This window comes from Stenotrophomonas sp. FW305-C-20-S1, assembly GCF_058783335.1.
Window position 1 is genome coordinate 72,435 of record NZ_JBYTEK010000010.1, and the last position, 25,933, is coordinate 98,367.

The following is a 25,933-nucleotide window of genomic DNA, read 5'->3' on the forward strand; positions in this document are numbered from 1 at the left end:
AGGGCAGGGTCGGATCTTGCCGGCCAGCGGCCGGCACCACCACCCCACGGTCGAGGGAGGGGGTAAAATGGGCGGATTACCCCCGCCAGCCTTCAGCAAGCGAGCAATCCGTGACATCGATCAAGCAGGAAGACCTCATCCAGTCCGTCGCCGACGCGCTGCAGTACATCTCGTACTACCACCCGGTCGACTACATCAAGAACCTTGCCGCCGCCTATGAGCGCGAGGAGTCGCCGGCAGCGAAGGAGGCGATCGCGCAGATCCTGATCAACTCGCGGATGTGCGCCGAAGGCCATCGGCCGATCTGCCAGGACACCGGCATCGTCACCGTGTTCCTGGAAATCGGCATGGACGTGCGCTGGGATGACGCCACCATGGGCGTGGAGGACATGGCCAACGAAGGCATCCGCCGCGCCTACCTGTACCCGGACAACAAGCTGCGCGCTTCGGTGCTGGCCGATCCGGCCGGCAAGCGCATCAATACCAAGGACAACACCCCTGGCGTGGTCAACGTCAAGGTGGTGCCGGGCAACACCGTGGAGGTGATCGTTGCCGCCAAGGGCGGTGGCTCGGAAGCCAAGACCAAGTTCGCCATGCTCAACCCGTCCGACTCGATCGTCGACTGGGTGCTGAAGACCGTGCCGACCATGGGCGCGGGCTGGTGCCCGCCGGGCATGCTCGGCATCGGCATCGGCGGCACTGCCGAGAAGGCGATGCTGCTGGCCAAGGAAGCGCTGATGGAGCCGATCGACATCACCGAGCTGCAGGCCCGTGGTGCGTCCAACCGCATCGAGGAACTGCGTCTGGAGCTGTACGAGAAGGTCAACGCACTGGGTATCGGTGCGCAGGGCCTGGGTGGCCTGACCACCGTGCTCGACATCAAGATCAACGACTACCCGACCCACGCGGCCAACCTGCCGGTGGCGATGATCCCGAACTGCGCCGCCACCCGCCATGCGCACTTCACCCTGGATGGCAGCGGCCCGGTGATGCTGGATCCGCCGTCGCTGGAAGACTGGCCGAAGCTGACCTACGACGCGTCCAAGGGCACCCGCGTGGACCTGGACACGATCACCCCGGAAGACGTGGCCAGCTGGAAGCCGGGCCAGACCCTGCTGCTCAACGGCAAGCTGCTGACCGGCCGCGACGCCGCGCACAAGCGCATGGTCGACATGCTCAACAAGGGCGAGGAACTGCCGGTCGATCTGAAGGGGCGCTTCATCTACTACGTCGGCCCGGTCGATCCGGTGCGCGACGAAGTGGTAGGCCCGGCCGGTCCGACCACCGCCACCCGCATGGACAAGTTCACCGAGCAGGTGCTGGCACAGACCGGCCTGCTGGGCATGGTCGGCAAGGCCGAGCGCGGTCCGGCCGCGATCGAGGCCATCAAGAAGCACAAGTCGGCCTACCTGATGGCCGTCGGTGGTTCGGCCTATCTGGTGTCCAAGGCGATCAAGGCGGCCAAGGTCGTCGGCTTTGCGGACCTGGGCATGGAAGCGATCTACGAGTTCACCGTGGAAGACATGCCGGTGACCGTGGCCGTCGATTCCACCGGCGAGTCGGTGCACAAGACCGGCCCGCGCGAGTGGCAGGCCCGCATCGGCAAGATTCCTGTCGTGGTGGAGTGATCGGCGCGGCGTCGACCACGCCCGTCCGATTGCAGAACGGCGCCCGGGTGGCGCCGTTCTTCGTTTAACGACTGCAACCGTGCGGCTTTGCTAGGGTGTGCGCGTTGCCAGGCAAGGGAAGCTGTTTGTGCGTCAAGGAATACGCAATGTTTTCGCCGCAGTCGCCCTTGCCTTGATGGTGGGCTGCGCGCCGCAGTATTACGTCGAGCAACCCACCAGCGAGGCCGGCCGTGTGTGTGCGGCGGGGTGTGCGCAGCGGCACATGCAGTGCGCGGATCAGGCACGGTCGATGGCCGAGATGGCGCAGCAGAGCTGTCAGTCGGACAAGGAGCGCGTCATCGACAGATGCAGTGACATCGCTGACGAGAAGATGCGGCATCGTTGCGAGGGTGCACGTGGCGCCGGCGCGTACTGCGCCACCGCAGCCAATACGCGCGCCTGCGATGCGACCCGGGCGCAGTGCGTACTCGACTGCGGTGGATCGGTGAGCGAAATCCGTTCTTCCGGCAGTCTTCCGGTCTATTGAACAAGGAGCGTCCTGTGAACCTGTTGCGTAGCCTCTCCCTTGTCACCCTGCTGGTCATGGCCGGCTGCAGTACGTCATCTTCGTCGTATGGCGGTGGGGGCGGCTTCAGCGCCGGTGCCCAGTGCCAGATGCAGTGCCAGGCCAGCTATCGCAGCTGCATGGCCGAAGGCCAGGGGATCGGCAGCCGCCAGTCCAGCTGCGAACAGCAGGTGGCACCGACGCCGGACCAGCGCTGCAAGGACATCGAGCATCCGGAACTGCGCCGTTCCTGCGAGTTGAAGGCGCACGACTGCACGCTGCGCGCACCGATGATGGGCTGCGGCGAGCGTCGTGATACCTGCATGAGCACCTGCGGCTGACCACGCCGGGGACAGCGCGCATAATCAGCCGTTCCCCGCCCAGGACAGGTCCTATGCGCACCACCTTGTATGGTTCCACCAGCACCGCCTCGCTGGTGGTGCATTGGCTGCTGATCGAGCTCGGCATCGAGCACGAACTGGTGCTGCTCGATTTCGAAACGCGCGAGCACAAATCAGCTGGCTACCTGGCGCTCAATCCGGCGGGCAGGGTGCCGACCCTGTTGATCGACGACCAGGTACTGACCGAGGCGGCCGCGATCGCGCTGTATCTGGCAGACCGTCATCCGCAGGCAGGGTTGTTGCCTGCCGTCGGCACACCGGAACGCGGCGAGGCCTATCGCTGGATGTTCTGGTGCGCCAACACCGTGCAGCCGGCATACCGCGCCTGGTTCTATCCGCATGAAGCAGCGGGTGGCGAGTGCATCGAGGCGGTGCGTACGATGGCACGGCAGCAGCTGGAGGCAGCGTGGCAGCACGTTGCCACACACCTGCAGGACGGCGATCCCTACCTGCTCGGCGATGCGCCGGGCGTGGTCGATTTCATGCTGGTGATGTTGATGCGCTGGTCACGCAACATGCCCACGCCCAGCGACCACTGGCCGGTATTGAAGGCGTATGCGGATCGCTTGAAGGCGCGCCCGGCGTTCGCCGAGGTCTATCGCCGCGAAGGCATCACCGACTGGCGGTAACCCGTTCTGTAGAGCCGGGCCATGCCCGGCTGCATTCACGGGTGGCACGCGAACCGCAGCCGAGCATGGCTCGGCTCTACCAAAGCGGGGCGGGTTACAGGATCTCCAGCACCGTTTCCGGGGGGCGGCACAGGCGGGTACCCTTCGCGGTGCGTACCACCGGGCGGTTGATCAGCCGTGGGTGGGTGGCCATCGCGGCCAGCAGGGCGTCGTCATCGCTTCCCTGCAGACCCAGTGCGGCAAACTCGGGTTCCTTGCTGCGCACCAGCCCGGTCGCGGCCAGGCCGGATTCGGCCAGTACCTGGCGCAGCGTGGCCACGTCGGGCGGGCTGCCGAGATAGTCGATCACCACCGGTTCGAAGCCGGCGTCGCGGATCAGCTGGAGCGCCCCGCGCGAGTTGCTGCACGCGGGGTTGTGCCAGATCGTCACATCCATCAGAACCACTCCAGCAGGGACACGCCCACGCCGACGTAGGTCGCCTTGTGGTTGTAATCGATCAGGCTCTCGCCATAGCCGTCGAAGATCTGCACATGGCCGCGCAGCAGGTTGCTGATCGGGAAGCCGTAGTCCAGCTGCAGCGCGCCGTGCGAGCGGTCACCGGTGCGCAGCGAATGACGTGCCATCAACGAGACCTCGTGACCTTTGTGGTTCCAGGTCAGGGTCGCGTCGCCGCGGCCCATGTAGTCCTCGATGTCCGGGTTGTTGTCGTCGCTGCGGGTCTCGGGAATGCGGTACCAGGGGCGCAGCACCAGTGCCCAGTTCTCGCGGTCGAGGCCGACGTTGAGGATCACCCGGTTCCAGCTGCGCGACAGCGGATCGGCACGGCCGTTGGACTGGTGGTTGAGGCTGATGCCGGTCATCCGCCCACGCCAGCCACCGATCGAGTAGCCGTTGCGGAACACCATCATCACTTCCGGCTCGTAGTTGGTCTCGCGGAACGGGCGCGAGTCCTCGCCGTTGTAGGCCTGCCAGCGCGAACTCTGGGTATAGCCCGCCCAGATATCGCCGTTGTCGCCGAACAGGTTCTCGGCGATCTTGGTCTTGAAGCTGATCTGGAACTTCAGCTCAGCGCTGTCCAGCACCTGCGGGGTGGTCACGCTGTTGGCCGGGTTCGGCGAGTGCGGCATGGTGTTGCGGTCGCTGGTCCAGAATGCCGGCAGCAGGTACACAGGCTTGTACGCGCGCAGCTGGAACGGGCCCAGCTTGGAGTCCTCGGCCAGTTCCCAGCGGCTGTCCAGCAGCGAACCGCGGCCGGCATTGGCAAGTGCGCTGTCCGGCGCTTCGGACCGGAACAGATCGCTGACACGCTCGCGCAGCTTCTCCTCGCCCTGGCTCACCCGCGTGGTGTCGCGCTGCTCGCGACGTGCCTGTGCGGCGGCTTCGGCGGCCGCATCAGCTTCGGCGGTGGCCTGAGGCGTGCGCCCGAACTGGCGGTCGTAGCAGGCCAGACGGGCAGCATCGGTCGTGATGGCTGCGCAGGCGGCCGGCGAGGCCTCGGCGCTGGGCGCGAATTCCTGCGCTGCCAGTGGCGCGCTGGCCAGGGCCAACGCCAGCGGTGCAAGACGGGGAAACAACGGAGAGAGGGTCATTGCAGCAGGCCCTTCGGAATGAATGCGGAAAGAGGGACAGTGTGGCGGCTGCATCCGGTAACGGCCAGCCCCACGGGTTTATGCCCGGCGTGTGCGTGCGCGCTGCGTGAAGGCCGCATGCCTCACAGGAACCAGGCGAAGGCGAACAGGCCCAGCATCGCGATCACCAGCGCCAGCTTCAGCGCCAGGCCCAGCAGGATGCCCAGCCACGTGGCCAGCCCGACCTTGGTCGAGCGGCCGAGTTCGCGGGTATGCCAGTACTCGCCCAGCAGCGCGCCCAGCAACGGCCCTGCGAACAATCCGATCGGCATGAAGAACAGGCCGACGATGCTGCCGATGAAGGTGCCCCAGAGCGCTTTGCGGCTGGCGCCCACGCGCTTGGCGCCAACTACGGTCGCCAGCACGTCGACCAGCAGCGACAGCGCGGTCAGCACGCCGAGGATCAGCAGGGTGGGCCAGCCGACATGGACGAAGCCGTCTGCCCAGGCCGCCAGCACCAGCCCGATGAAGACCAGCGGGATGCCCGGCAGGGCCGGCAGGACGATGCCGGCGATGCCGATGAGGACAAAAATGACCGCTAGCAGATACAAGATGAATGAGAGGTCCATGCTGTCCAGTATGGTTGTCTTTTTGGGGTTGACAGTGAAAGGTTTTTGCCAGTTGCTTTTTCGTTTTGGTCGGGTTAAGTTGCAGTCGCTGAGCTTGGCAAGGTCACCGTGGATCGTGGCCTGATGAAGCAAGATCGTTCCGATCCGCTGCATCGATGCACCTCGCTTCCCCCTTGCTTGTCAGCCGCCCAACAGGCGTATCCAACAACAAGTAGAGAGTCAAAGGGAGTTAGTGAGATGGCTGATCGCGAGAACGGTACCGTGAAGTGGTTCAATGATGCCAAGGGCTTCGGCTTCATCAGCCGGCAGAATGGCGAGGACGTGTTCGTGCACTTCCGTGCCATCGAGACCCAGGGCTTCAAGAGCCTCAAGGAAGGCCAGGCTGTGAGCTTTGAAGTGGTGCAGGGCCAGAAGGGCCTGCAGGCTGACAAGGTACAGCCGGCGTAATACCTGCCGCTTGCCGGCATGAAAAAGGCCCGCGCAAGCGGGCCTTTTTTTGTTGCTCCGGTTCTGATCGGCCGGAGCCCGCTGCGGTTCAGCGCAGGATGACCTTGCCGTTGACCACGCGGACATAGGTGTTTTCGCGGATGCCGCCGAGGTCGCGCTGGTTGACCACGATGGTGCGGCCGTCATCCATGCGCACGCTGATGTCATACGTATCGCTGGTGACGTTCTTCTGGATCTGGTTGCCGGCCAATGCGCCACCCACGGCGCCAGCGGCGGCGGCGATGTTCTTGTTGCCCCGGCTGCCGCCGGTGTGGTCGGAGATCTCATGGCCGGCAACCGCGCCGACGATGCCGCCGAGGATCGCGCCGGTGGCGGAGGGCGCGGTACGGCCGGACTGCACGGCATTGATGCGGGTGACGATGCCGCAGTCGGCGCAGCGGCCCTGGTTGTAACCGGAGTTGTTGCCGTAGCCGCCGTTGTTGTAGCCGCTGTTGTTGTAACCACCACCGCCATAGCCCGGCGAGGTGGCACAGCCGGCCAGGCCGACGGTTGCGATGACACTGGCGGCGATGAGCTGGATCTTCATGGGGCATCTCCTGGCCGTGAAGGCGGGTGCGTTGGGTGGTACTGCGTCATGCAGCAGGGTGAGCGAATCCTCCTCTTTCCAACGTGAACAAGGCGCCAACCACCTCGGCCTTCGCCCACTCGAAGATGAATCAGCGGAAGTCCTGATGACAGGCCCGGCAACCGTCCTGCAGTGCCTGGACCTGCTGCGCCAACGCGTTGCAGTCGATCGGCGGGCTGGCCAATGCCGCATTGAGATCGGCCCGGTACTGGCTGGCGTGCTGCTGGAACTGCCGGCTGTCCTTCAATCCGGGGAAGGCCTGGTCCAGATCGTTGGACAGCAGGCGCAGCACCTGCAGGCGCGGGACGCTGTCGGCCAGGCTGCAGCGGTTCTGCTGCTGAGCCTGCTGCAGCAGATCCGCCTGCCGCTGCATTACCTGCATCAGGCTGTCCGGGAACGGATCGCGGCGTGCCTGCAGTGCGCGGCCGACCATCACCGTGGCAATCAGGCCGATCAGCAGGCCCAGGCCGAGCACGAACAGATAGCGGTAGGCGGTGGACGGGCTGCGGGGTGGGCTGGCACTCATGGCGGGCGCTCCGGGCGTGCAACGGTGGGTTCGGCGTCGTCGTGCTGTAGTCAGGGGACCTGCACGTTAAAATAGCTGGATGAACGAACAGGTCAAACAACGCTTCGCCGGTATTGAACGGCTGTATGGCGTCGGCGCGCTCGAGCGCCTGCAGGGCAGCCGTGTTGCCGTGGTCGGCATGGGCGGCGTCGGCTCGTGGGTGGTGGAGGCGCTGGCGCGCTCGGCGGTGGGCCATCTGGCCCTGATCGATGCCGATGACATCTGCGTATCCAATACCAACCGCCAGCTGCCGGCGCTGGAAGGCAACTACGGCCGCAACAAGGCCGAGGCCATGGCCGAGCGCTGCCGGGCGATCAATCCGCAGATCGAGGTCGACGCCGTGCAGGCGTTCCTGACCCCGGCCAACATGGCCGAACTGCTGGACCGCGGTTTCGACCTGGTGATCGATGCCTGCGACAGCTTCCGGGTGAAGGTGGAAACCATCGCCTGGTGCCGCCGCCGCAAGCTGCCGTTGCTGACCGTCGGCGCGGCCGGCGGCCGTACCGATCCCACCCTGGTTCGCATCCGCGATGTCTCGCGCACCGAGCATGACGCGATGCTGGCGCTGATCCGCAAGAAGCTGCGCAGCGAATTCAACTTCCCGAAGAATGCCAAGCGCTATTTCGGCGTGCCGGCGGTGTATTCGCTGGAAAACGTGAAATATCCGCAGGCCGACGGCAGCGTCTGTGGCCTGCGGCCGAACCTGGGCGCGGATGCGGCCCTGAAGCTCGATTGCGGCGCCGGCCTGGGCGCGGCCACCCACATCACCGGCGCGTTTGCGTTCGCGGCCGTGGGCAAGGCGCTGGAGATGCTGCTGGAGCCGAAGAAGGTGAAGGCCGAAGTGGCCGAGGATCACGCCGACGCGTGATCGGTAGAGCCGGGCCAGGCCCAGCGAGCGCACAGCGCGACCAACATAATGCCGCCGGGCAGGGCCCGGCGCTACCGGTCAGGTGGGCAGGTTGAACAGCCGCCGGGCGTTGTCCGTGGTGGCCTGCGCCACTGCATCCAGTTCCATCCCGCGCAGTGCGGCGATGTGCCGGGCGATGACCGCCAGCCGCGCCGGCTCGTTGCGCTGGCCACGGATACCCGCGTCGGGCTGGTCCGGCGCATCGGTCTCCAGCAGCAACTGTTCCAGCGGTATCTCGCGGACAAGCCGCTGCAGGCGCTGCGCACGCTCGTAGGTCAACGGTCCGCCCAGGCCAAGCAGGAATCCCAGCTTGTGCAATTGTGCGGCCTGTTCCGGGCTGCCGGAAAAACTGTGCACCACCCCGCGCAGGCCACCGATGCGGCGGATCGCGGTGATCACCGCATCCACTGCGCGGCGGGCATGCACGATCACCGGCAGGTCAAACTCGCGCGCCAGCGTCAGCTGGCCGAGGAAATACTCATGCTGGACCTCGGCATCCAGGCCCTCGACGAAGAAGTCCAGCCCGCATTCGCCGATCGCGCAGGGCCGCTCCTGTTCGATCCATTCACGCAGCTGTGGCAGGTGTTCGGGCCGGTGCTGGTCCAGGAACATCGGGTGCAGGCCATAGGCGGGGTAGAGCCCCGTCGCCTGCTGGCAGACCTCGCGCAGCTTTGGCCAGCTGGCCGCAGTGACCGCCGGAACCACCTGCCACTGCACGCCGGCAGCGCGCGCGCGGTCGATGACCGCCGCGCGGTCGCCATCGAATTCGCTGGCATCCAGATGGCAGTGGCTGTCGACCAGCAGGTTCAACGCTGCTCCAGGGGCGGTGGCGTGGTCGCGCTGCGGTTCTTCCAGTTGGCCAGCAGCAGGGTGCCCAAGCCCAGCATCAGTTCGTCGACGAACGGAATCGGGTCGGGGATGAACAGGGTCAGCGCGAACAGGCCGGCGGTCAGCTTGAACAGGGTGGGGTAGCGCAGCCGGCGCGCCCATTGCAGGACCGGCAGCAGCATCGGGTTGGCCATGGCGGAGGTCCTCCTGGGGAATGTGCAAACGCTACCACGGGCCCAGCATTTCCAGATGCTGAATGGGTTACGGCGGTGAGCAGGAAATGTGGAGATTCCGTTCAGGCACCGCATGCTGCAATCTGGCCTGAGAACGTTGCGGACGGTCCGCAAGGAGCAGGTCATGAAAAGCACAACTACAACTGTCCTGGTCGCAGCGGGCGCGCTGCTGGTCGGTGGTATCGCCACCGCCGCCTTCATGAAGAGCGGCGACAGGTCGCCGGAGCAGCTGAGCGCCGGAAACCCGAGTGAATCGCGCCTGGTCGATGGCAATGCCACCGACGATGGCGCACGTGGCGACGCAGTGGACGCCAGTGCGCCGCGTGGCCTGGAATACGCCGATGTGCTGAAGGTCGATCCGATCACCGAGAAGCAGAAGGCCTATGCCACCGTGATCGGCACCGATCCGGTACGCGAGACGTCCACCACCCAGACCCCGCATGAGGTCTGCCAGGACGTGGTGGTGCAGGAACGCCTGCCCGAGCGTGATGGCAACGTCGGTGGCACCGTGGTCGGTGCCGTGGTCGGTGGCCTGCTGGGCAACCAGGTGGGTGGCGGCAATGGCAAGAAGGCCGCGACCGCTGCCGGTGCCGTGGCCGGTGGCTTCATCGGCAACCAGGTCGACAAGCGCCATGTGGGTGGCCGTGTGGTCAACCGCACCGAGCGCCAGTGCCACACCGAAACGGCGACCTCCGAGTCGAGCCGCGTCACCGGCTACAACGTGACCTACCGCAATGAAGACGGCACCACCGGCACGATGCGCATGGGCAGCAAGCCGGGCAACCGCATTGCCATGGGCACCAGCGACGTGGTCAAGGGCTACAACGTGACCTACCGCTACGACGGCGCAGAGAAGACCGTGCGTATGGACAACAAGCCGGCCAGCGATCGCCTGCCGGTGGTGGATGGGCAGCTGGTCACCCAGACGGCTGCAGCCGGCGACGCGACCGCGAACCGTCAGTAATTCTCCGGCAACATCGGTAACGAACAGGCCAGCCGCTGCTGGCCTGTTTTTTTATGGGTGGGGTTCATCCACGCGTGGTGTGGCTCTACCATGACGCCATGAGCATCTTCGACCTGCGCATTGAAACCGAACGCCTGATCCTGCGTCCGCCGCAGCGGCAGGACTACGCCCCCTATCTGGCGTTCTGCGCTGATGAGGAGGTGATGCGCACGCTGGGCGGTGTGCAGGCACCCTCGGTGGCATGGCGCAGCTTCTGCAGCCTGGCCGGCGCATGGCAGCTGTTCGGCTTCTCGATGTTCAGCGTGATCGAGAAATCCAGCGGTGAATGGATCGGTCGCATGGGGCCGTGGCAGCCGCAGGACTGGCCCGGTACCGAGGTCGGCTGGAGCATCCGCCGTGCCAGCTGGGGCAAGGGTTACGCACCGGAGGCGGCGATCGCGGCCATCGACTGGGCGTTCGATACGCTGGGCTGGGACGAGGTGATCCACACCATCGCCGAAGACAACGAGAACTCGAAGGTGGTTGCACGCAAGCTCGGCAGTACGCTGCTGCGCATGGGGCAGTTGCCACCGCCCTATGAAGGCAAGCCGCTGGAAATCTGGGGGCAATCGCGCGGGCAGTGGCAGCAGCGCCCACGCTGAGCGCTGCCCGGCAGTGTCGGCCGCTGGCCGGCAATCGCACGAATCCAGCTGCATCAAGGTTGCCGGCCAGCGGCCGGCACGACCGAATCGCCATGCTGCACCCGCGCTTGGCAATCGCCAAGCTGCTTGCCAGACTGCGGACAGCCGGCTGCAGGCCGGGACCTCCCTGGAGCAGGCAATGGTGGAAGAACGCATTGCGTTGACGGTGCATGGCATGTCGGTCTCGGGCAATTGCCACAAGGTGCGCCTGCTGCTGGAACAGCTTGGCAGCCGCTACCGCTGGGTGGAGGTGGACAGTGCCCACGGCCAGACCCATACCGCGGAATTTCTCGCTCTCAACCCCAATGCCAAGGTGCCGTTGATCGTGCGCGACGATGGCCGCGTGCTGACCGAGTCCAATGCGATCCTGTTCTGGCTGGCCGAGGGGACGCCGTATCTTCCCGCCGACGGTTGGCAGCGTGCGCAGGCATTGAGCTGGATGTTCTTCGAGCAGTACACGCATGAACCCTGCGTGGCGGTGGCACGCTTCATCCGCGGTTGGACACCCGCCGACTCGCCACGCCGTGCTGAACTGCCGCGCCTGCATGAGCGCGCTGCCAGCGCGCTGGCGGTGATGGAGCAACATCTGCGCCAGGCGCAGTGGTTCACCGGCGATGACTACGGTATCGCCGATATCGCCTTGTTTGCCTATTCCGATGTCGCCGCCGACGGTGGCATCGCACTGGATCCATTCCCGCAGGTGCGGGCCTGGTTGCAGCGGGTGCGAGCGCAGCCTCGCTTCGTGCCCATGCCTGCGGTGACCGCCGAGGTGCGCGCGCGGTTCAACGCACCGGATTGATTCCCCTGCAGCGTCGGGCGTGCTCGACCAGCGGAAGGGTCGGGCAGCCTTGGCGTTACGGTCTGCAACAACGACACGGAGGGTGTTCGATGTTCGCTGTGGTTCCTGATCCCATTCCCGCACGCATGCGCGGTCTCAATCGCGCCGAGGTCTGTGACGTCAATTTCCTCGAGGCCGTACGCGCCTGGAGCGGCATCCCGCGGCCGCGCCCGGCGCCGGATGCGCCGATCCTGCCGGGCAGTACCCTCACCGCCGCCGCCTTCGGCGAACTGTTCGAATCGCAGCTGCTCAGTCGCCAGCTGGACCTGATGGCGCGCGTGCTGCGCGTGCAGAACAAGGTCTTCTACACCATCGGCTCGTCCGGTCATGAAGGCAACGCGCTGCTTGCGCGCGCCTGCCGCCATACCGACCCCGCCTTCCTGCACTACCGTTCCGGCGCGTTCATGGCCGAGCGTGCGCGGCTGGTGCCCGGCATGGATCCGGTGCGCGACGCCGCGCTGTCCTTCGCCGCCAGTGCCGATGATCCGGCCAGCGGCGGCCGTCACAAAGTGTGGGGCAGCAAGCCGCTGTGGGTGCTGCCGCAGACCTCGACCATCGCCTCGCACCTGCCCAAGGCGGTGGGTACCGCGCTGGCGATTGAGAGTGGCAGGCGCCTGAGCCAGCCGCTGCCGATTCCCGCCGACAGCATCGTGATGTGCTCCTTCGGCGACGCTTCGGCCAACCATGCCACCGCGCAGACTGCGTTCAATACCGCGATGTGGTCGGCCTACCAGAAGCTGCCGGTGCCGATCCTGTTCGTCTGCGAGGACAATGGCCTGGGTATTTCGGTGAAGACCCCTGAAGGATGGATCGCAGAGCGCTTCAGCCGGCAACCGGGCCTGGACTATTTCTTTGCCGATGGCCTGGACCTGGCGGCCGGACACGCGCAGGTGCATGCGGCGGTCGAGCATTGCCGGCGCATGCGTCGGCCCACCTTCCTGCACCTGCGCACCACGCGGTTGATGGGCCACGCCGGTACCGACTTCGAAGTGGAATGGCGCGCATTGGCCGAGCTGTGTGCGGCCGAGGCGCAGGACCCGCTGCTGCGCTCGGCGCAGATCGCGCTGGAATCGGGCTGGATGGATGCGGCGGGCGTCGAGGCCGCCTATGAAACCCTGCGCGCGCGCTGCATGGCCGCCGCCATCGATGCCGATTCGCGGCCGAAGCTGCAGACATTGCAGGAAGTGATCACGCCGTTGGCACCCTATACGCCCGCAGCGGTGCAGGCCGAGGCCGAGCGCGTGGCGCCCATCGAGGCCCGGCAGGCACTGTACGGCGGCGCCGATGCGCTGCCCGAACGGCAACCGCCGCGGCATCTGGCGATACAGATCAACCATGCGCTGCAGGAGCTGCTGGGCAAGTACCCGCAGGCGCTGTTGTTTGGCGAGGACGTGGCGCAGAAAGGCGGCGTCTACACGGTGACGCGCGACCTGCTGCGCCGTTTCGGCCCGCGCCGGGTGTTCAACACGCTGCTGGACGAGACCATGATCCTGGGCATGGCCCAGGGGCTGGCCAACATGGGCATGCTGCCGATCCCGGAAATCCAGTACCTGGCCTACCTGCACAACGCCATCGACCAGGTACGTGGCGAGGCCTGCTCGCTGCAGTTCTTCTCCAACGACCAGTTCCGCAACCCGATGCTGGTACGGGTGGCCGGGCTGGGCTACCAGAAGGGGTTCGGCGGCCATTTCCACAACGACAATTCGATCACGGCGCTGCGTGACATCCCGGGGCTGGTGGTGGGCTGTCCGTCGCGTGGCGATGATGCGGTGATGATGCTGCGCACATTGGCGGCATTGGCCCGCGTGGATGGTCGGGTAGCGGTGTTCCTTGAACCGATCGCCCTCTACATGACCAAGGATCTGCACGCGGCCGGCGACGGCCAGTGGTTGTTCGACTACCCCGCACCCGGGCAGGCGCTGGTGCTGGGCGAGGGCAGGGTGTATGCGCCGGATGCCGGCGATCTGGTGATCTTCACCTACGGCAACGGTGTGCCGATGGCGCTGCGCGCAGCAGTCGCCATCGAGCAGCAGCTGGGCTGGCAGGTGCGTGTGGTCGACCTGCGCTGGCTGGTGCCGTTGAATGCGGCCTTCATCGGCGCCCAGGCTGCCACCGCGCAACGGGTGCTGGTGCTGGATGAAGGGCGCCGGAGCGGGGGCGTAGGCGAGGGCGTGATCACCGCGCTGGTCGAGGCCGGCCATGGTCACCTGCCCGTGCGCCGGGTCTGCGGTGCCGATACCTATACGCCGCTGGCGGGGGCAGCAATGTTCGGGCTTCCAAGCGACAATGCGGTGATTGGCGCCGCCCTCGACCTGGCGCAGGAACCCTGATGCATGTGTGGATTGGCAGGTATGTTGTTGCCGGCGGTACAGACGCCGGCCGAGGTCCTGCAGGCGCAGGCGCGTGCCATGGGCCAAGCACTGCACCATCGCGGGCCGGATGACGGCGGTACCTGGGTCGATGCGGCCGCTGGCATTGCCCTGGCCCACCGGCGCCTGAGCATCCTCGATCTTTCACCGCTGGGCCACCAGCCGATGGCCTCGGCCGACGGCCGCTATGTGATGGCCTACAACGGCGAGGTCTACAACTTCGCCACGCTGCGCGCCGAACTGGAGCCGCTGGGGCATGCGTTCCGTGGCCATTCCGATACCGAGGTGCTGTTGGCCGCGATCCTGCAGTGGGGCGTCGAGGACACCCTGCAGCGCGCCAACGGCATGTTCGCCATCGCCCTGTGGGACCGCCAGGAGCAGTGCCTGTGGCTGGCCCGCGACCGGGTCGGCAAGAAGCCGCTGTACTACGGATGGGCCGGTGATGCCCTGGTGTTCGGCTCGGAGCTGAAGGCGCTGTGGCAGCACCCGGATTTCGACAACGATATCGACCGCGATGCACTGACGCTGCTGCTGCGGCTGGATTACATCCCGGCACCGCACAGCATCCACCAACGCTGCTACAAGCTGATGCCCGGGCGCGTGCTGCGGCTGGATGCGGCGGCGGTTGCGGCTGGAGCCAGCGCCCATCGGCCCGAGCAGGCGCAGCGTCCGTACTGGGACGCGCGCGCGCGCATGCAGGCGGCACTGGCCGCACCGTTCCAGGGCCGCATCGAGGAGGCCGAGGAACAGCTGGATGGCCTGCTGCGCGATGCCGTGGCGCTGCGCATGGTCGCCGATGTGCCGGTAGGCGTGTTCCTGTCCGGCGGCACCGATTCGTCGCTGGTGGCGGCGCTGATGCAGGCGCAGAGCGGGCAGCCGGTGCACAGCTTCAGCATCGGCTTCAGCGGCTCGCACCACGACGAGGCACCGTTGGCCAGGGAACTGGCTACCCACCTTGGCTGTGATCACACCGAGCTGTATGTCAGTGGCGCCGATGCGCTGGCGGTGGTGCCGCAGCTGCCGGCGATGTTCGACGAACCCTTTGCCGATGCCTCGCAGGTGCCGACCGCGCTGGTCGCCCGCCTCGCCCGCCAGGGCGTGACCGTCGCACTGTCCGGCGATGGCGGCGATGAGCTGTTCTTCGGCTATACCCGCTATGTGCGTGCGCTGCGCAACTGGCAGATGCTGGGACGGGTGCCCGCGCCGCTGCGGCGCTGGATGGGCGCGCGTGCGCACCAGCAGGGCGAGGCGTCGCGCACCGGCGGGCTGGCCGCGTTGCTGGCTGAAACCGGCGCACGTGGCATCGGCGATGTGTATCGCAACCGCATCTCGCGCTGGCGCGATCCGGCGGCCGCGGTGATCGGTGCACGCGAGGCGGGCAGCTTCTACGATCTGGCCGATCCGCTGCATGGTGCCGGTACGCCGGCCGACGCGATGATGCTGGCCGACTTCGTCAGCTATCTGCCCGACGATCTGCTGTGCAAGGTCGACCGCACCTCGATGGCGGTCAGCCTGGAGGCACGTGCGCCCTTGCTGGACTGGCGCGTGGCCGAGTTCGCCTGGTCGCTGCCGCTGGGCTTCAAGCGCAGTGAGTCGACCAGCAAGGTGCTGCTCAAGCGCGTGCTGGGGCGGTACGTGCCGCAGTCGATGGTGCACCGGCCCAAGCGTGGATTCGGCGCACCGGTCAGTGATTGGCTGAAGGGCGATCTGAAGCCCTGGGCGGACGAACTGTTGCAGCCGGCGCGACTGGAACGCGAAGGCGTGCTGTCGGCCGCCGCCGTGCAGCCACTGTGGCAGCAGTTCCTGGGCGGCCAGCGCAAGTGGCACACGCACCTGTGGAACGTGCTGATGTTCCAGGCCTGGCAGGACCATTGGCGGCAGGTGCGTGCAGGCGTGAAGCGCGATTGATCTTCACCGGTGGGGAAGGGGGCGGGGGCTAGGCTGGCTCTCCCGCACCGTGAGGAGTATGTCCTGATGTCCGTCCCCACCATTGCTGTATTCGTCGGCAGCCTGCGCAAGGACTCATGCAACCGCAAGCTGGCCCGCGCGCTGGAGAAACTTGCGGGCGACAAGGCGCGCTTCCAGTATGTGCAGATCGGCGACCTGCCGCTGTACGACCAGGATTTCGACGCCAGCTACCCGGCGCAGGGCACGCGCCTGAAGGACCAGGTACGTGCCGCCGACGCCGTGCTGTTCGTGACCCCCGAGTACAACCGTTCCGTGCCGGGCGTGTTGAAGAATGCCATCGACATCGGCTCGCGCCCCTACGGCGACAGCGCTTTTGCGGGCAAGCCAGCGGCGGTGATCGGCGCTTCCATCGGCCAGATCGGCACGGCGGTGGCCCAGCAGCACCTGCGCAACAGCCTGGCCTTCCTGGACATGCACGTGCTTGGCCAGCCCGAGGCGTTCATCCACTTCAAGGATGGCCTGATCGATGCCGACGGCACGATCCACAACGAGGGCACGCAGACGTTCCTGCAGGGCTATGTGGACCGGTTCCTGGCCCTGATCGCGGTACATGCCAAGGGCGATTGACGCCAGCAGCGGCGGTTCCCATCTGCGATAATGGTCCGCTTCGGGCGTCGCAACGACGCCCGTCGCAGGCAATGCGACGCCCTCGCGCCAGTCTGGACAGGCTCAGGCGGATATCCCCCGTTCTTCCACGGCTTATCCACAGGTTTGTCCATGGCCGCCGGGCTCGGCGCATGCCTACACTCGTCTGGCCCCTTTTGCAGGAAACACCGCAGCATGTCCGCCCGTTCCGGCTTCCGTTCCAACCGCAGAGAGCGCGGCGATGGCTTCGATCGCGATCGCGATGAATCGCGTATCGACCAGTTGCGCGTGCCGCCGCACTCGGTGGAGGCTGAACAGGCGGTGCTGGGTGGCCTGATGCTGGCACCGGAGGCCTACGATCGGGTCAACGACCAGTTGACCGAGGGCGACTTCTACCGCCGCGACCACCAGATGATCTACCGGGCGATCCGCGAGCTGTCCGAGCGCGAGCGCCCCTTCGATGCGGTGACCCTGGGCGAGTGGTTCGAATCACAGGGCAAGATGGAGCTGGTGGGCGATGGCGCCTATCTGATCGAACTGGCCAGCACCACGCCGTCGGCGGCCAACATCGTGGCCTATGCCGAGATCGTGCGCGACAAGGCGGTGCTGCGGCAGCTGATCCAGGTCGGCACCGACATCGTCAACGATGGTTTCCAGCCCGAGGGTCGCGACAGCAGCGAGCTTCTGTCCGCTGCGGAAAAGAGCGTGTTTGCCATTGCCGAACAGGGCGCGCGCGGCCGTACCGACTTCGTGGCCATGCCCGGTGCGTTGAAGGACGCGTTCGAAGAGCTGCGCAACCGCTTCGAGAATGGCGGCAACATCACCGGCCTGCCGACCGGCTATACCGATTTCGATGCGATGACCGCCGGCCTGCAGCCGACCGATCTGATCATCCTTGCTGCGCGTCCTGCGATGGGCAAGACCACCTTCGCCCTGAACATCGCCGAGTACGCGGCGATCAAGTCGAAGAAGGGCGTGGCGGTGTTCTCGATGGAAATGTCCGCATCGCAGCTGGCGATGCGCCTGATCTCGTCCAATGGCCGCATCAACGCGCAGCGCCTGCGTACCGGCCAGCTGGAGGACGAGGACTGGAGCCGGGTGACCGGTGCGATCAAGATGTTGAAGGAAACCAAGATCTTCATCGACGATACGCCGGGCGTGTCGCCGGAGATCCTGCGTTCCAAGTGCCGCCGCCTCAAGCGCGAGCACGACCTGGGCCTGATCGTGATCGACTACCTGCAGCTGATGAGCGTGCCGGGCAACAGCGAGAACCGCGCGACCGAAATTTCCGAGATCTCGCGTTCGCTGAAGGGCCTGGCCAAGGAACTGCACGTGCCGGTCATTGCACTGTCCCAGCTCAACCGCTCGCTGGAAACACGTACCGACAAGCGCCCGGTAATGGCCGACCTTCGCGAATCGGGCGCAATCGAGCAGGATGCGGACATGATCGTCTTCATCTACCGCGACGATTACTACAACAAGGAAAATTCGCCGGACAAGGGCCTGGCCGAGATCATCATCGGCAAGCACCGCGGTGGCCCCACCGGCTCGTGCAAGCTGAAGTTCTTCGGCGAATACACCCGTTTCGACAACCTGGCCCACGACTCGGTCGGTTCGTTCGAATAGCGCCGACGGCGTTACGGTAGCGCCGGGCCATGCCCGGCGGATCTGCTCCCCAGCGGCAGGTTTCATCGCCCCCCAACCGGGTTTCGTCGCAAACCGTTTGCGGGCGACAGGGCGGGGCAGCAACGTGGTTGCAGGCGGCGGGGTGCCGCCGAGGGAGCCTCTGATGAAGACCTTGTTTGCGCTTGGTGTCTGGTGCCTGCTGTTCGTGCTGTGCTGGCCGTTGGCGATCCTGGCGCTGGTCGCCTGGCCGTTCGTGTGGCTGCTGAGCCTGCCGTTCCGCCTGCTCGGCATCACCTTCTCGGCACTGTTCGCCTTCCTGCGCGCGCTGTTCATGCTGCCGGCACGCCTGCTGGGCGGCGGCCCGGTGACCGCATGAGGCCGCTCGTCATTGCGATGGTGGCGCTGCTGGTGGCGGCGCCCGCGTCCGCCAAGGAGCCGCCGTCGGCCTACCTGGAGCGCGGGCATGATCCTGCTTTGGCCGCCACCGCCGCGACTGCAGAGGATGCGCCCAAGGAATCCTGCCGGGTGGTGAAGGAGTGGAAGGCAGGGGACACGGTCGTCCAGCATCGCATCTGTGACGATCCGCCGAAGAGGGCTGCCGCCAAGCCGGCGCCGCGGCCGGTGCAGCGCTGATCCGCCATCTACCGGTACGGTGGCGGCTTCAGGATGAAGGTGCCGCGGCGGCTGGCGGTGCCGGGAACACCTGTTCCCGCAGATCGCGGTAGACCATGATGATGCGGCCACGCGGGCGCACTACGAATTCAACCTGCAGCGGCGCCCCAGCGGTGGCTGCCGCCGGATGGGTCACCGTGCAGGGCTGCTTGATCCCACAGCGCCGCAGGGATACTTCCAGGCTGCCATCGCTGGCCGTGCGCACATCCGCGCCGGGTGAGTGGAAGAGCGTCTCGGCAGGTACGTGGTAGCGGATCAGCACGTCGCCATCGCGTTGCGGCATCACTTCGACCGGCTGCACCTCGGCTGCGCGGTAGTCGGTTCTGGCTGGGGTGGCAGTGCACCCGGCCAAGGCGAAGCCGAGCAGCAATGGCAGGCGGCAGAAGCGGGACAGGTGCATGATCGTACGACTCCATGGAAATCGGCGGCGGCCACAGCATTCCCTGGCCGGTTGCATTGGGCCGGGTTGCAGGCGGGCGGTCAAGCGGCCAACAAAAAACCCCGCCGAGGCGGGGTTTTTCGTATCCAGCAACGCTGGCCAGTGGCCGGCACTACCCGATGGCTCAGTTCGCCTTGTGGATCGCGCGCTTGCTCACGGCCATCGCCGCGTCGTGCACCACTTCCGACAGCGACGGGTGAGCGTGGCAGATCCGCGCCAGGTCGTCGGCCGAACCGCTGAACTCCATGGTCAGCACGCCTTCGTGCACCAGCTCGGACACGTTGGCGCCGACCAGGTGCATGCCCAGGATGCGATCGGTTTCGGCGTGGGCCAGAACCTTCACGAAGCCTGCCGGCTCGATCATCGCCACGGCACGGCCGTTGGCGGCGAACGGGAAGCTGCCGGCCTTGTACGGGATGCCCTCGGCCTTCAGCTGCTGCTCGGTCTTGCCGACCCAGGCCAGCTCCGGCTCGGTGTAGATGACCCACGGAATAGTGTCGAAGTTGACGTGGCCCGGCAGGCCGGCGATCAGTTCGGCAACCGCGATGCCTTCCTCGAAGCCCTTGTGCGCCAGCATCGGGCCGCGCACGCAGTCACCGACCGCCCAGACGCCATTGACGCCGGTGTGGCAGTGCGCGTCGACTTCGATCTGGCCACGCTCGTTGATCTTGACGCCGGTACCTTCGGCCAGCAGGCCCTTGGTGGCGGCGCGACGGCCAACGGCCACCAGCAGCTTGTCCACCACCAGCGACTTCTCGCCTTCGGCGTCGGTGTAGGTCAGGGCGACTTCCTTCTTCTTGCCCTTGCCGGTCACTTCGGCCTTGGAGACCTTGGCACCCAGGCGGATGTCCAGGCCCTGCTTCTTGAATTCCTTGGCGGCGGTCTTGGCCACTTCGGTATCGGCCGCAGCCAGGAAGTCCGGCAGCGCTTCCAGGATGGTCACTTCCGAACCCAGGCGCTTCCACACGCTGCCCAGTTCCAGGCCGATCACACCGGCGCCGATCACGGCCAAGCGCGCCGGCACTTCGGTGAAGTCCAGGCCGCCGACGTTGTCGACGATGGTTTCGCCGTCGAACTTGGCGAACGGCAGTTCGATCGAATCCGAACCGGCGGCGATGATGACGTTGGTGCCCTTCAGCTCGACGACCGAGCCGTCATGCTGGGTGACCTTGACCACGTTGCCCGGCTGCAGTTCGCCGAAGCCGTAATAGGCGGCGACCTTGTTGGCCTTGAACAGCATGGCGATGCCGCCGGTGAACTGCTTGACGATCTTGTCCTTGCGGCCAACCATCGCTTCGACGTCCATCTTGGCATCCTTGAAGCTGATGCCGTGGTCGCCAAAGATGTGGCCCATGTTCCAGAACTGGCGCGAGGAATCCAGCAGCGCCTTGGACGGGATGCAGCCCACGCGCAGGCAGGTGCCACCCAGGGCCGGCTTGCCGTCCTTGCCCAGCGCTGCGTCGATGCAGGCGGTCTTCAGGCCAAGCTGGGCCGCGCGGATGGCAGCGTGGTAACCGGCCGGGCCGGCACCGATGACGACGACGTCGAATTGTTCAGCCATTGAAATAGTCCTTGTTGCATTACCAGAACCCCTCCGCGCAGGCGCGGAGGGGCGGGAGGTCTCTTACAGGCCGAACAGCATGCGGCCCGGGTTTTCCAGCTGGTTCTTGATGTCCACCAGGAACTGCACCGAGTCCTTGCCGTCGATGATGCGGTGATCGTAGGACAGCGCCAGGTACATCATCGGCGCGATCACGACCTGGCCGTTCTGGGCGATCGGGCGCTCCTTGATGGCGTGCATGCCGAGGATGGCGCTCTGCGGCGGGTTGATGATCGGGGTCGACAGCAGCGAACCGAAGGTGCCGCCGTTGGTCACGGTGAAGGTGCCGCCCTGCAGTTCTTCCAGGCTCAGCTTGCCGTCACGGGCCTTCTTGGCGTAGTCGGCGATGGTCTTTTCGATGTCGGCGAACGACATGCGCTCGACGTTGCGCAGCACCGGCGTGACCAGGCCCTTCTCGGTCGACACGGCGATCGAGATGTCCGAGTAGCCGTGGTAGATAATGTCGTCGCCGTCGATGGAGGCATTGACCAGCGGGAAGCGCTGCAGCGCGTTGGCGGCGGCCTTCACGAAGAAGCTCATGAAGCCGAGCTTGATGCCGTGTGCCTTGACGAACTCGTCCTGCAGTTCCTTGCGCGCCGCCGACACCTTGGACAGGTCGACTTCGTTGAAGGTGGTCAGCATGGCGGTGGAGTTCTTCGACTCCATCAGGCGCTCGGCGATGCGCTTGCGGATGCGGGTCATCGGCACGCGTTCTTCCGGACGTGCGCCACCGGCCTTGCCGGCGCCGCCGTTGCGGGCGAAGTTGACGATGTCTTCCTTGGTGACGGCGCCACGACGGCCGGTGCCGTCGACGTCGGCCGGGTTCACGCCTTCGGTGATGGCGGTGAAGCGGGCGCCCGGCGGCAGCGCGTCGGCAGCCGACTTGGCAGCCGGGGCCGGGGCAGCGGCGGCGGCCGGAGCAGCAGCGGCCGGAGCGGCCTCAGCCTTCTTCTCTTCGGCAGCCGGGGCCGGTGCAGCAGCCACGGCGCCTTCTTCGATGATCGCCACGACCTGGCTGGAAGTGACGGTGTCGCCTTCCTTGAACTTGATTTCCTTGATCACGCCATCGACCGGCGACGGCACTTCCAGGACGACCTTGTCGGTTTCCAGGTCAAGCAGGTTTTCGTCGCGCTTGACGGCGTCGCCCACCTTCTTGTGCCAGGTGGCGATGGTGCCGTCGGCGACGGATTCGGGCAGTACCGGGGCTTTGACTTCGGTGGCCATGCGGGAGCTTCCTGGTTTGTCTTCTAAATAGGGGGAGAGTTATTCAGCGAACGAGTCGTTGAACGGGTTGACCAGTGCATCGGCGACCAGCTGCTGCTGTTCGCGGACGTGGTCAGCCATGTGACCGGCAGCCGGCGAAGCCGAACGTGCGCGACCGGCGTAGTGCAGGCTCTGGCCATCGGCCAGGCAGAACTGCAGGTGGTGGCGGATCTGGTACCACGCGCCCTGGTTCTGCGGTTCTTCCTGCGTCCACACCACGTCGGTGGCCTTGCCGTACTTCTTCAGTTCGGCAGCCAGCAGCGCACGCGGGAACGGATACAGCTGCTCCACGCGGATGATCGCCACATCGTCCTGGCCACGCTTGGTCTGGTCTTCCAGCAGGTCGTAGTAGACCTTGCCCGAGCACAGCACCACGCGCTTGACCTTCTTGGCATCTGCATTGGCATCGCCGATCAGGTGCTGGAACTCGCCATTGGCCAGCTCGTCCAGGGTCGACACGGCCAGCTTGTGGCGCAGCAGCGACTTGGGCGACATCACCACCAGCGGCTTGCGGGTGGTCAGGTGCTGCTGGCGACGCAGCATGTGGAAGGCCTGCGCCGGGGTCGACGGCACCACCACCAGCATGTTCTCCAGCGCGCACAGCTGCAGGAAGCGCTCCAGGCGCGCCGAGCTGTGTTCCGGGCCCTGGCCTTCATAGCCATGCGGCAGCAGCAGGGTCAGGCCAGAGATGCGGCCCCACTTTGCTTCGCCGGCGGCGATGAACTGGTCGATCACCACCTGGGCGCCGTTGGCGAAGTCGCCGAACTGGCCTTCCCAGATGCACAGGGTGTTCGGATCGGTGGTCGAGAAACCGTACTCGTAGGCCATCACTGCTTCTTCGCTGAGCAGCGAATCGATGACGGTGGCCTTCTCCGGCGAATCCACCAGCTGCCGCAGCGGCAGGTAGTAGTTGTCGGTCTTCTGGTCGTGCAGGATCGCGTGGCGGTGGGTGAACGTGCCGCGGCCGACGTCCTGGCCGACCAGGCGCAGCGCACTGCCTTCATCCAGCAGGGTGGCGTAGGCCAGGTTCTCGGCAAAGCCCCAGTCGCCCGGGATCTCGCCGGCAGCCATCTTGCGGCGGTCGTCGTACACCTTTGAGACGCGCGAGTGCAGCTGCACTTCTTCGGGCACGGTGTTGATCAGCTTGGCCAGCGCGACCAGCTTGTCCTTGTCGACCTTCGTCGACACCGGATCGGACAGCTTGCCTTCCAGCAGCTTCGGCCAATCAACGAACAGCGGGCTGGTCGGCGGGGTCTTTTCGACCTTGGCCAGCTCGGTGGTCACTTCACCGGCATCGAGCTTCTCGCGGTACGCATCGACCATCGCCTTGCCGGCGCCAGCGGCGATCACGCCTGCCTTTTCCAGTTGCTCGGCGTACATCTCGCGGGTGGTGGCGTGCTTGCGGATCACCTGGTACATCAGCGGCTGGGTGATCGCCGGCTCGTCGGCCTCGTTGTGGCCCCAACGGCGGTAGCACATCAGGTCGATGACCACGTCCTTGGCGAACTTCTGGCGGAACTCGAACGCCAGCTGCGCGGCGAACACCACCGCTTCGGGATCATCGCCGTTCACGTGCAGCACCGGGGCGGCAATCATCTTCGCCACGTCGGTGGCATAGCGCGTGGAGCGCGTGTCCTGCGGATTGGAGGTGGTGAAGCCGACCTGGTTGTTGACCACGATGTGCACGGTGCCGCCAACGGCGAAGCCGCGGGCCTGCGACATCTGGAACAGCTCCATGACCACGCCCTGGCCGGAGAAGGCCGCGTCGCCGTGGATCAGGATCGGCATCACCTGCTTGCGTGCGGTGTCCTTGCGGCGTTCCTGGCGCGAACGCACCGAGCCGGCAACCACCGGGTCGGCGATTTCCAGGTGCGACGGGTTGAACGCCAGGGCCAGATGCACCGGGCCACCCTCGGTGGCCACGTCGGCGGAGAAGCCCATGTGGTATTTCACATCGCCGGCCGAAGCGTGCTCGTCGTGCTCGAACTTGCCTTCGAATTCGTCGAACAGCTTGCGCGGGTTCTTGCCGAGGGTGTTGACCAGCACGTTCAGGCGGCCGCGGTGGGCCATGCCGATCACCACGTCCTTGACGCCATCCTTGCCGGCGCTGCGGATGATGGTGTCCATCATCGGGATCAGCGAGTCGCCGCCTTCCAGCGAGAAGCGCTTCTGGCCGACGTACTTGGTGTGCAGGTAGCGCTCGAGGCCTTCGGCGGCGGTCAGGCGCTCCAGCGTGCGGCGCTGGGTGTCAGCGTCCAGCTGGTAGTTGCCACCGGCCAGTTCCAGCTTCTTGTAGATCCACTGGCGCTGCTCGACCTCGGAGATGTGCATGAACTCCGCACCGATCGAACCGGTGTAGGTCGCCTTCAGGCGCGCCAGCAGGTCACGCAGCTTCATGCGCGGCTGGCCACCCACGCCGCCGGTGCTGAACTCGCTGTTGAGGTCAGCATCGGACAGGTTGTGGAAGGGCAGGCCGAGGTCCGGGGTGTTGACCGGAGAGGCCAGGCCCAGCGGGTCCAGGCGGGCGTCCAGATGACCACGCGAACGGTAGGCGGTGATCAGACGACCGACATTGCGCTCGCGCTCATCGCCTGCACCGGTGCCGGTGCCTGCTTTCAGCGCATCCTTGGCCGCGTCCGCGATGTGGGAAATGACGGCCGAGTGCGGAATGTCGCCCGCTTCGCGGCCCTTGAAGCCGTCGAAGTAGGTTTTCCATTTGGGATCGACACTATCCGGGGAGACCAGGTACTGCTCGTACAGGTCCTCGACATAGGAGGCGTTGCCGCCGGCGAGTTGCGAAGATTGCGCAAACTGCTTCAGTTGATTGTCCACGATGGAGGGTGCTGATTCGCTTTGTGGGGTATGGCTTCAGAAGGACCCGGCACGAAGATGAATAGCCATGCACGGGCGCGTTCAAACGGCCAAATTGTACCCCCATCCGGACACGAAGGGGCAGCGACGAGGGCATCGGGCGTCCCCCGGTGTCGGTCCCAGACAGGTTGAGCGCACCGGTCGCGGTCAGATGCCGAGTGCGCGCAATTCGCTGCATTCGCGCGAACGGTCCCAGACACGCTGCAATTGCTGCTCGAACGGCTGCGAACGTGCCGGCAGCGCGATTGCCGATTCGCCGTCGAGGCGATGGCCGATGAGACGAAAGTAGAAGTCGCCTGCATCGTTGAGCAGGCAGGCCGAGGCCAGGGCGCGATCGATCGGATCGGCGACCTCGCGGAACTGGATCACACTGGGAAGGCGCTGGAACAGCGCCAGCAGCGGCGCACCGGCGCTGGCGATGGCTGCGGCGTCATGCACGATCACCCGCAGCTGCTTGTCGTGGCGGGCGGTGACGAAGCGGCGCAGGGCTGCCTGTACCGGTGGCGCGTCCAGCAGGCCGGGGTCCAGCTGCCGGCTGTGCAGCCACAATCGACGGCGGGCGCGGTGGATGATCGCCGTGGTGATCGCCACCGCTTCAGCGCGGCTGTCGATGGCGGAAACGGCCTGCAGGCGGCGCCGCATCTGCTGGTGGCCAATGCCGGCTTCTTCGAATTCGGGGCCCTCCGGAAGGAAGCCCTGGCGGGCGTAGAAGTCGCGTGCCGGCAGCTGCGCATGCAGGTGCAGCTCGGCCAGGCCGAGCTGGCGCCCGGCCTGCACCAGTGCCTCAAGCAGGGCCTCGCCAATGCCGTGGCCGCGATACGCCGCCAGCACCGCCATGCGGCCGATACGGCCATCGGGCGCCAGCCGCCCGGTGCCGACCGGATGCCCGTCGGCATCCAGCGCCAGCACGTGGGCACAGACCGGGTCCAGGGCATCGCGCTCCAGGGCGGCGTCGATGCCCTGTTCCTGCACGAACACCCGCTGGCGCACGTCGTGGATGGCGACGTGGGCCTCGGCGTGACTGACCTGCTGGACCCGCAGCGGGCTCATGGC

27 protein-coding genes are annotated in these 25,933 nt (G+C 66.2%); 15 read left to right on the forward strand and 12 right to left on the reverse strand.

Annotated elements, in window-relative coordinates; translation table 11 throughout:
* Positions 1-110: 110 nt before the first annotated feature.
* The 4 genes from AC3WTC_RS07570 to AC3WTC_RS07585 all read left to right on the forward strand — a co-directional run bounded on the left by AC3WTC_RS07570 (position 111) and on the right by AC3WTC_RS07585 (position 3,202).
* A complete protein-coding gene (locus tag AC3WTC_RS07570; protein WP_025876754.1) occupies positions 111-1,628 on the forward strand; it encodes a fumarate hydratase in 1,518 nt (505 codons plus the stop codon).
* 289 nt (positions 1,629-1,917) lie between these two features.
* Positions 1,918-2,154, forward strand: coding sequence for a hypothetical protein (locus AC3WTC_RS07575; protein ID WP_229655617.1), 237 nt, complete (start codon positions 1,918-1,920; stop codon positions 2,152-2,154).
* A gap of 56 nt (positions 2,155-2,210) precedes the next feature.
* A complete protein-coding gene (locus tag AC3WTC_RS07580) occupies positions 2,211-2,513 on the forward strand; it encodes a hypothetical protein (RefSeq protein WP_080148872.1) in 303 nt (100 codons plus the stop codon).
* Positions 2,514-2,566: 53 nt separating this feature from the next.
* A complete protein-coding gene (locus AC3WTC_RS07585; protein WP_223482869.1) occupies positions 2,567-3,202 on the forward strand; it encodes a glutathione S-transferase family protein in 636 nt (211 codons plus the stop codon).
* 94 nt (positions 3,203-3,296) lie between these two features.
* Here AC3WTC_RS07585 and arsC read toward each other — a convergent pair whose 3' ends face one another.
* The 3 genes from arsC to AC3WTC_RS07600 all read right to left on the reverse strand — a co-directional run bounded on the left by arsC (position 3,297) and on the right by AC3WTC_RS07600 (position 5,400).
* The gene (gene arsC, locus AC3WTC_RS07590; protein ID WP_032978833.1) at positions 3,297-3,638 is read right to left on the reverse strand and encodes an arsenate reductase (glutaredoxin); all 342 of its coding nucleotides are present in this window, start codon (positions 3,636-3,638) and stop codon (positions 3,297-3,299) included.
* On the reverse strand, positions 3,638-4,792 hold the full coding sequence (locus AC3WTC_RS07595) for a phospholipase A (protein WP_032978835.1): 1,155 nt from the start codon (positions 4,790-4,792) through the stop codon (positions 3,638-3,640). Before AC3WTC_RS07595 ends, arsC begins: the two co-directional genes overlap by 1 nt.
* Before the next feature lie 122 nt (positions 4,793-4,914).
* A complete protein-coding gene (locus tag AC3WTC_RS07600; protein ID WP_033831531.1) occupies positions 4,915-5,400 on the reverse strand; it encodes a DUF456 domain-containing protein in 486 nt (161 codons plus the stop codon).
* 237 nt (positions 5,401-5,637) lie between these two features.
* Here AC3WTC_RS07600 and AC3WTC_RS07605 point away from each other — a divergent pair, with 237 nt between their 5' ends.
* The gene (locus AC3WTC_RS07605) at positions 5,638-5,847 is read left to right on the forward strand and encodes a cold-shock protein (protein ID WP_025876765.1); all 210 of its coding nucleotides are present in this window, start codon (positions 5,638-5,640) and stop codon (positions 5,845-5,847) included.
* Positions 5,848-5,935: 88 nt separating this feature from the next.
* Here the strand turns inward: AC3WTC_RS07605 and AC3WTC_RS07610 are convergent, their stop codons facing one another.
* Positions 5,936-6,433, reverse strand: a complete 498-nt coding sequence (locus AC3WTC_RS07610; RefSeq protein ID WP_025876767.1) for a glycine zipper 2TM domain-containing protein — start codon at positions 6,431-6,433, stop codon at positions 5,936-5,938.
* Between the two features lie 130 nt (positions 6,434-6,563).
* On the reverse strand, positions 6,564-6,998 hold the full coding sequence (locus AC3WTC_RS07615; RefSeq protein ID WP_492711238.1) for a hypothetical protein: 435 nt from the start codon (positions 6,996-6,998) through the stop codon (positions 6,564-6,566).
* 79 nt (positions 6,999-7,077) lie between these two features.
* On the opposite strand from AC3WTC_RS07615, the gene AC3WTC_RS07620 reads away from it, so the two are divergent.
* Complete coding sequence (locus tag AC3WTC_RS07620) at positions 7,078-7,905, forward strand: tRNA threonylcarbamoyladenosine dehydratase (protein WP_025876770.1); 828 nt, start codon at positions 7,078-7,080, stop codon at positions 7,903-7,905.
* A 78-nt stretch (positions 7,906-7,983) separates the two neighbouring features.
* Here the strand turns inward: AC3WTC_RS07620 and AC3WTC_RS07625 are convergent, their stop codons facing one another.
* Together AC3WTC_RS07625 and AC3WTC_RS07630 are read right to left on the reverse strand one after the other, a co-directional pair.
* The gene (locus AC3WTC_RS07625) at positions 7,984-8,754 is read right to left on the reverse strand and encodes a TatD family hydrolase (RefSeq protein WP_492711239.1); all 771 of its coding nucleotides are present in this window, start codon (positions 8,752-8,754) and stop codon (positions 7,984-7,986) included.
* Entirely contained in the window at positions 8,751-8,966 is a 216-nt protein-coding gene (locus AC3WTC_RS07630; protein WP_080148438.1) for a DUF6116 family protein, read from the reverse strand. Before AC3WTC_RS07630 ends, AC3WTC_RS07625 begins: the two co-directional genes overlap by 4 nt.
* Before the next feature lie 163 nt (positions 8,967-9,129).
* On the opposite strand from AC3WTC_RS07630, the gene AC3WTC_RS07635 reads away from it, so the two are divergent.
* The 9 genes from AC3WTC_RS07635 (at position 9,130) to AC3WTC_RS07675 (ending at position 18,668) form a co-directional block, all read left to right on the forward strand.
* Positions 9,130-9,969: a glycine zipper 2TM domain-containing protein gene (locus tag AC3WTC_RS07635; protein WP_492711240.1), complete on the forward strand. Its 840-nt coding sequence runs from the start codon at positions 9,130-9,132 to the stop codon at positions 9,967-9,969.
* A 98-nt stretch (positions 9,970-10,067) separates the two neighbouring features.
* Entirely contained in the window at positions 10,068-10,610 is a 543-nt protein-coding gene (locus AC3WTC_RS07640; protein WP_080148439.1) for a GNAT family N-acetyltransferase, read from the forward strand.
* 178 nt (positions 10,611-10,788) lie between these two features.
* Complete coding sequence (locus tag AC3WTC_RS07645; RefSeq protein ID WP_025876778.1) at positions 10,789-11,448, forward strand: glutathione S-transferase family protein; 660 nt, start codon at positions 10,789-10,791, stop codon at positions 11,446-11,448.
* An 89-nt stretch (positions 11,449-11,537) separates the two neighbouring features.
* Positions 11,538-13,817 carry a thiamine pyrophosphate-dependent enzyme gene (locus tag AC3WTC_RS07650; RefSeq protein WP_492711241.1) on the forward strand — a complete coding sequence of 760 codons (2,280 nt, stop codon included), beginning with the start codon at positions 11,538-11,540 and terminating at the stop codon, positions 13,815-13,817.
* A 3-nt stretch (positions 13,818-13,820) separates the two neighbouring features.
* On the forward strand, positions 13,821-15,764 hold the full coding sequence (gene asnB / locus AC3WTC_RS07655) for an asparagine synthase (glutamine-hydrolyzing) (RefSeq protein ID WP_492711242.1): 1,944 nt from the start codon (positions 13,821-13,823) through the stop codon (positions 15,762-15,764).
* 66 nt (positions 15,765-15,830) lie between these two features.
* Positions 15,831-16,391, forward strand: a complete 561-nt coding sequence (locus AC3WTC_RS07660; protein ID WP_033831525.1) for an NADPH-dependent FMN reductase — start codon at positions 15,831-15,833, stop codon at positions 16,389-16,391.
* Positions 16,392-16,604: 213 nt separating this feature from the next.
* Positions 16,605-18,035 carry a replicative DNA helicase gene (locus tag AC3WTC_RS07665; protein WP_025876786.1) on the forward strand — a complete coding sequence of 477 codons (1,431 nt, stop codon included), beginning with the start codon at positions 16,605-16,607 and terminating at the stop codon, positions 18,033-18,035.
* 163 nt (positions 18,036-18,198) lie between these two features.
* A complete protein-coding gene (locus AC3WTC_RS07670) occupies positions 18,199-18,411 on the forward strand; it encodes a hypothetical protein (protein ID WP_025876788.1) in 213 nt (70 codons plus the stop codon).
* On the forward strand, positions 18,408-18,668 hold the full coding sequence (locus tag AC3WTC_RS07675) for a hypothetical protein (protein ID WP_492711243.1): 261 nt from the start codon (positions 18,408-18,410) through the stop codon (positions 18,666-18,668). Before AC3WTC_RS07670 ends, AC3WTC_RS07675 begins: the two co-directional genes overlap by 4 nt.
* A gap of 28 nt (positions 18,669-18,696) precedes the next feature.
* Here the strand turns inward: AC3WTC_RS07675 and AC3WTC_RS07680 are convergent, their stop codons facing one another.
* The 5 genes from AC3WTC_RS07680 to AC3WTC_RS07700 form a co-directional block, all read right to left on the reverse strand.
* Complete coding sequence (locus AC3WTC_RS07680) at positions 18,697-19,107, reverse strand: hypothetical protein (RefSeq protein WP_051585183.1); 411 nt, start codon at positions 19,105-19,107, stop codon at positions 18,697-18,699.
* 163 nt (positions 19,108-19,270) lie between these two features.
* Complete coding sequence (gene lpdA, locus AC3WTC_RS07685) at positions 19,271-20,707, reverse strand: dihydrolipoyl dehydrogenase (RefSeq protein ID WP_032951934.1); 1,437 nt, start codon at positions 20,705-20,707, stop codon at positions 19,271-19,273.
* A 63-nt stretch (positions 20,708-20,770) separates the two neighbouring features.
* Positions 20,771-21,970 (reverse strand): dihydrolipoyllysine-residue succinyltransferase, encoded by a 1,200-nt coding sequence (gene sucB, locus AC3WTC_RS07690; protein ID WP_025876796.1) that lies wholly within the window; start codon positions 21,968-21,970, stop codon positions 20,771-20,773.
* A 39-nt stretch (positions 21,971-22,009) separates the two neighbouring features.
* Positions 22,010-24,841 (reverse strand): 2-oxoglutarate dehydrogenase E1 component, encoded by a 2,832-nt coding sequence (locus tag AC3WTC_RS07695; protein WP_032978870.1) that lies wholly within the window; start codon positions 24,839-24,841, stop codon positions 22,010-22,012.
* Positions 24,842-25,027: 186 nt separating this feature from the next.
* Entirely contained in the window at positions 25,028-25,930 is a 903-nt protein-coding gene (locus AC3WTC_RS07700; RefSeq protein ID WP_032978874.1) for a GNAT family N-acetyltransferase, read from the reverse strand.
* Positions 25,931-25,933: the final 3 nt, after the last annotated feature.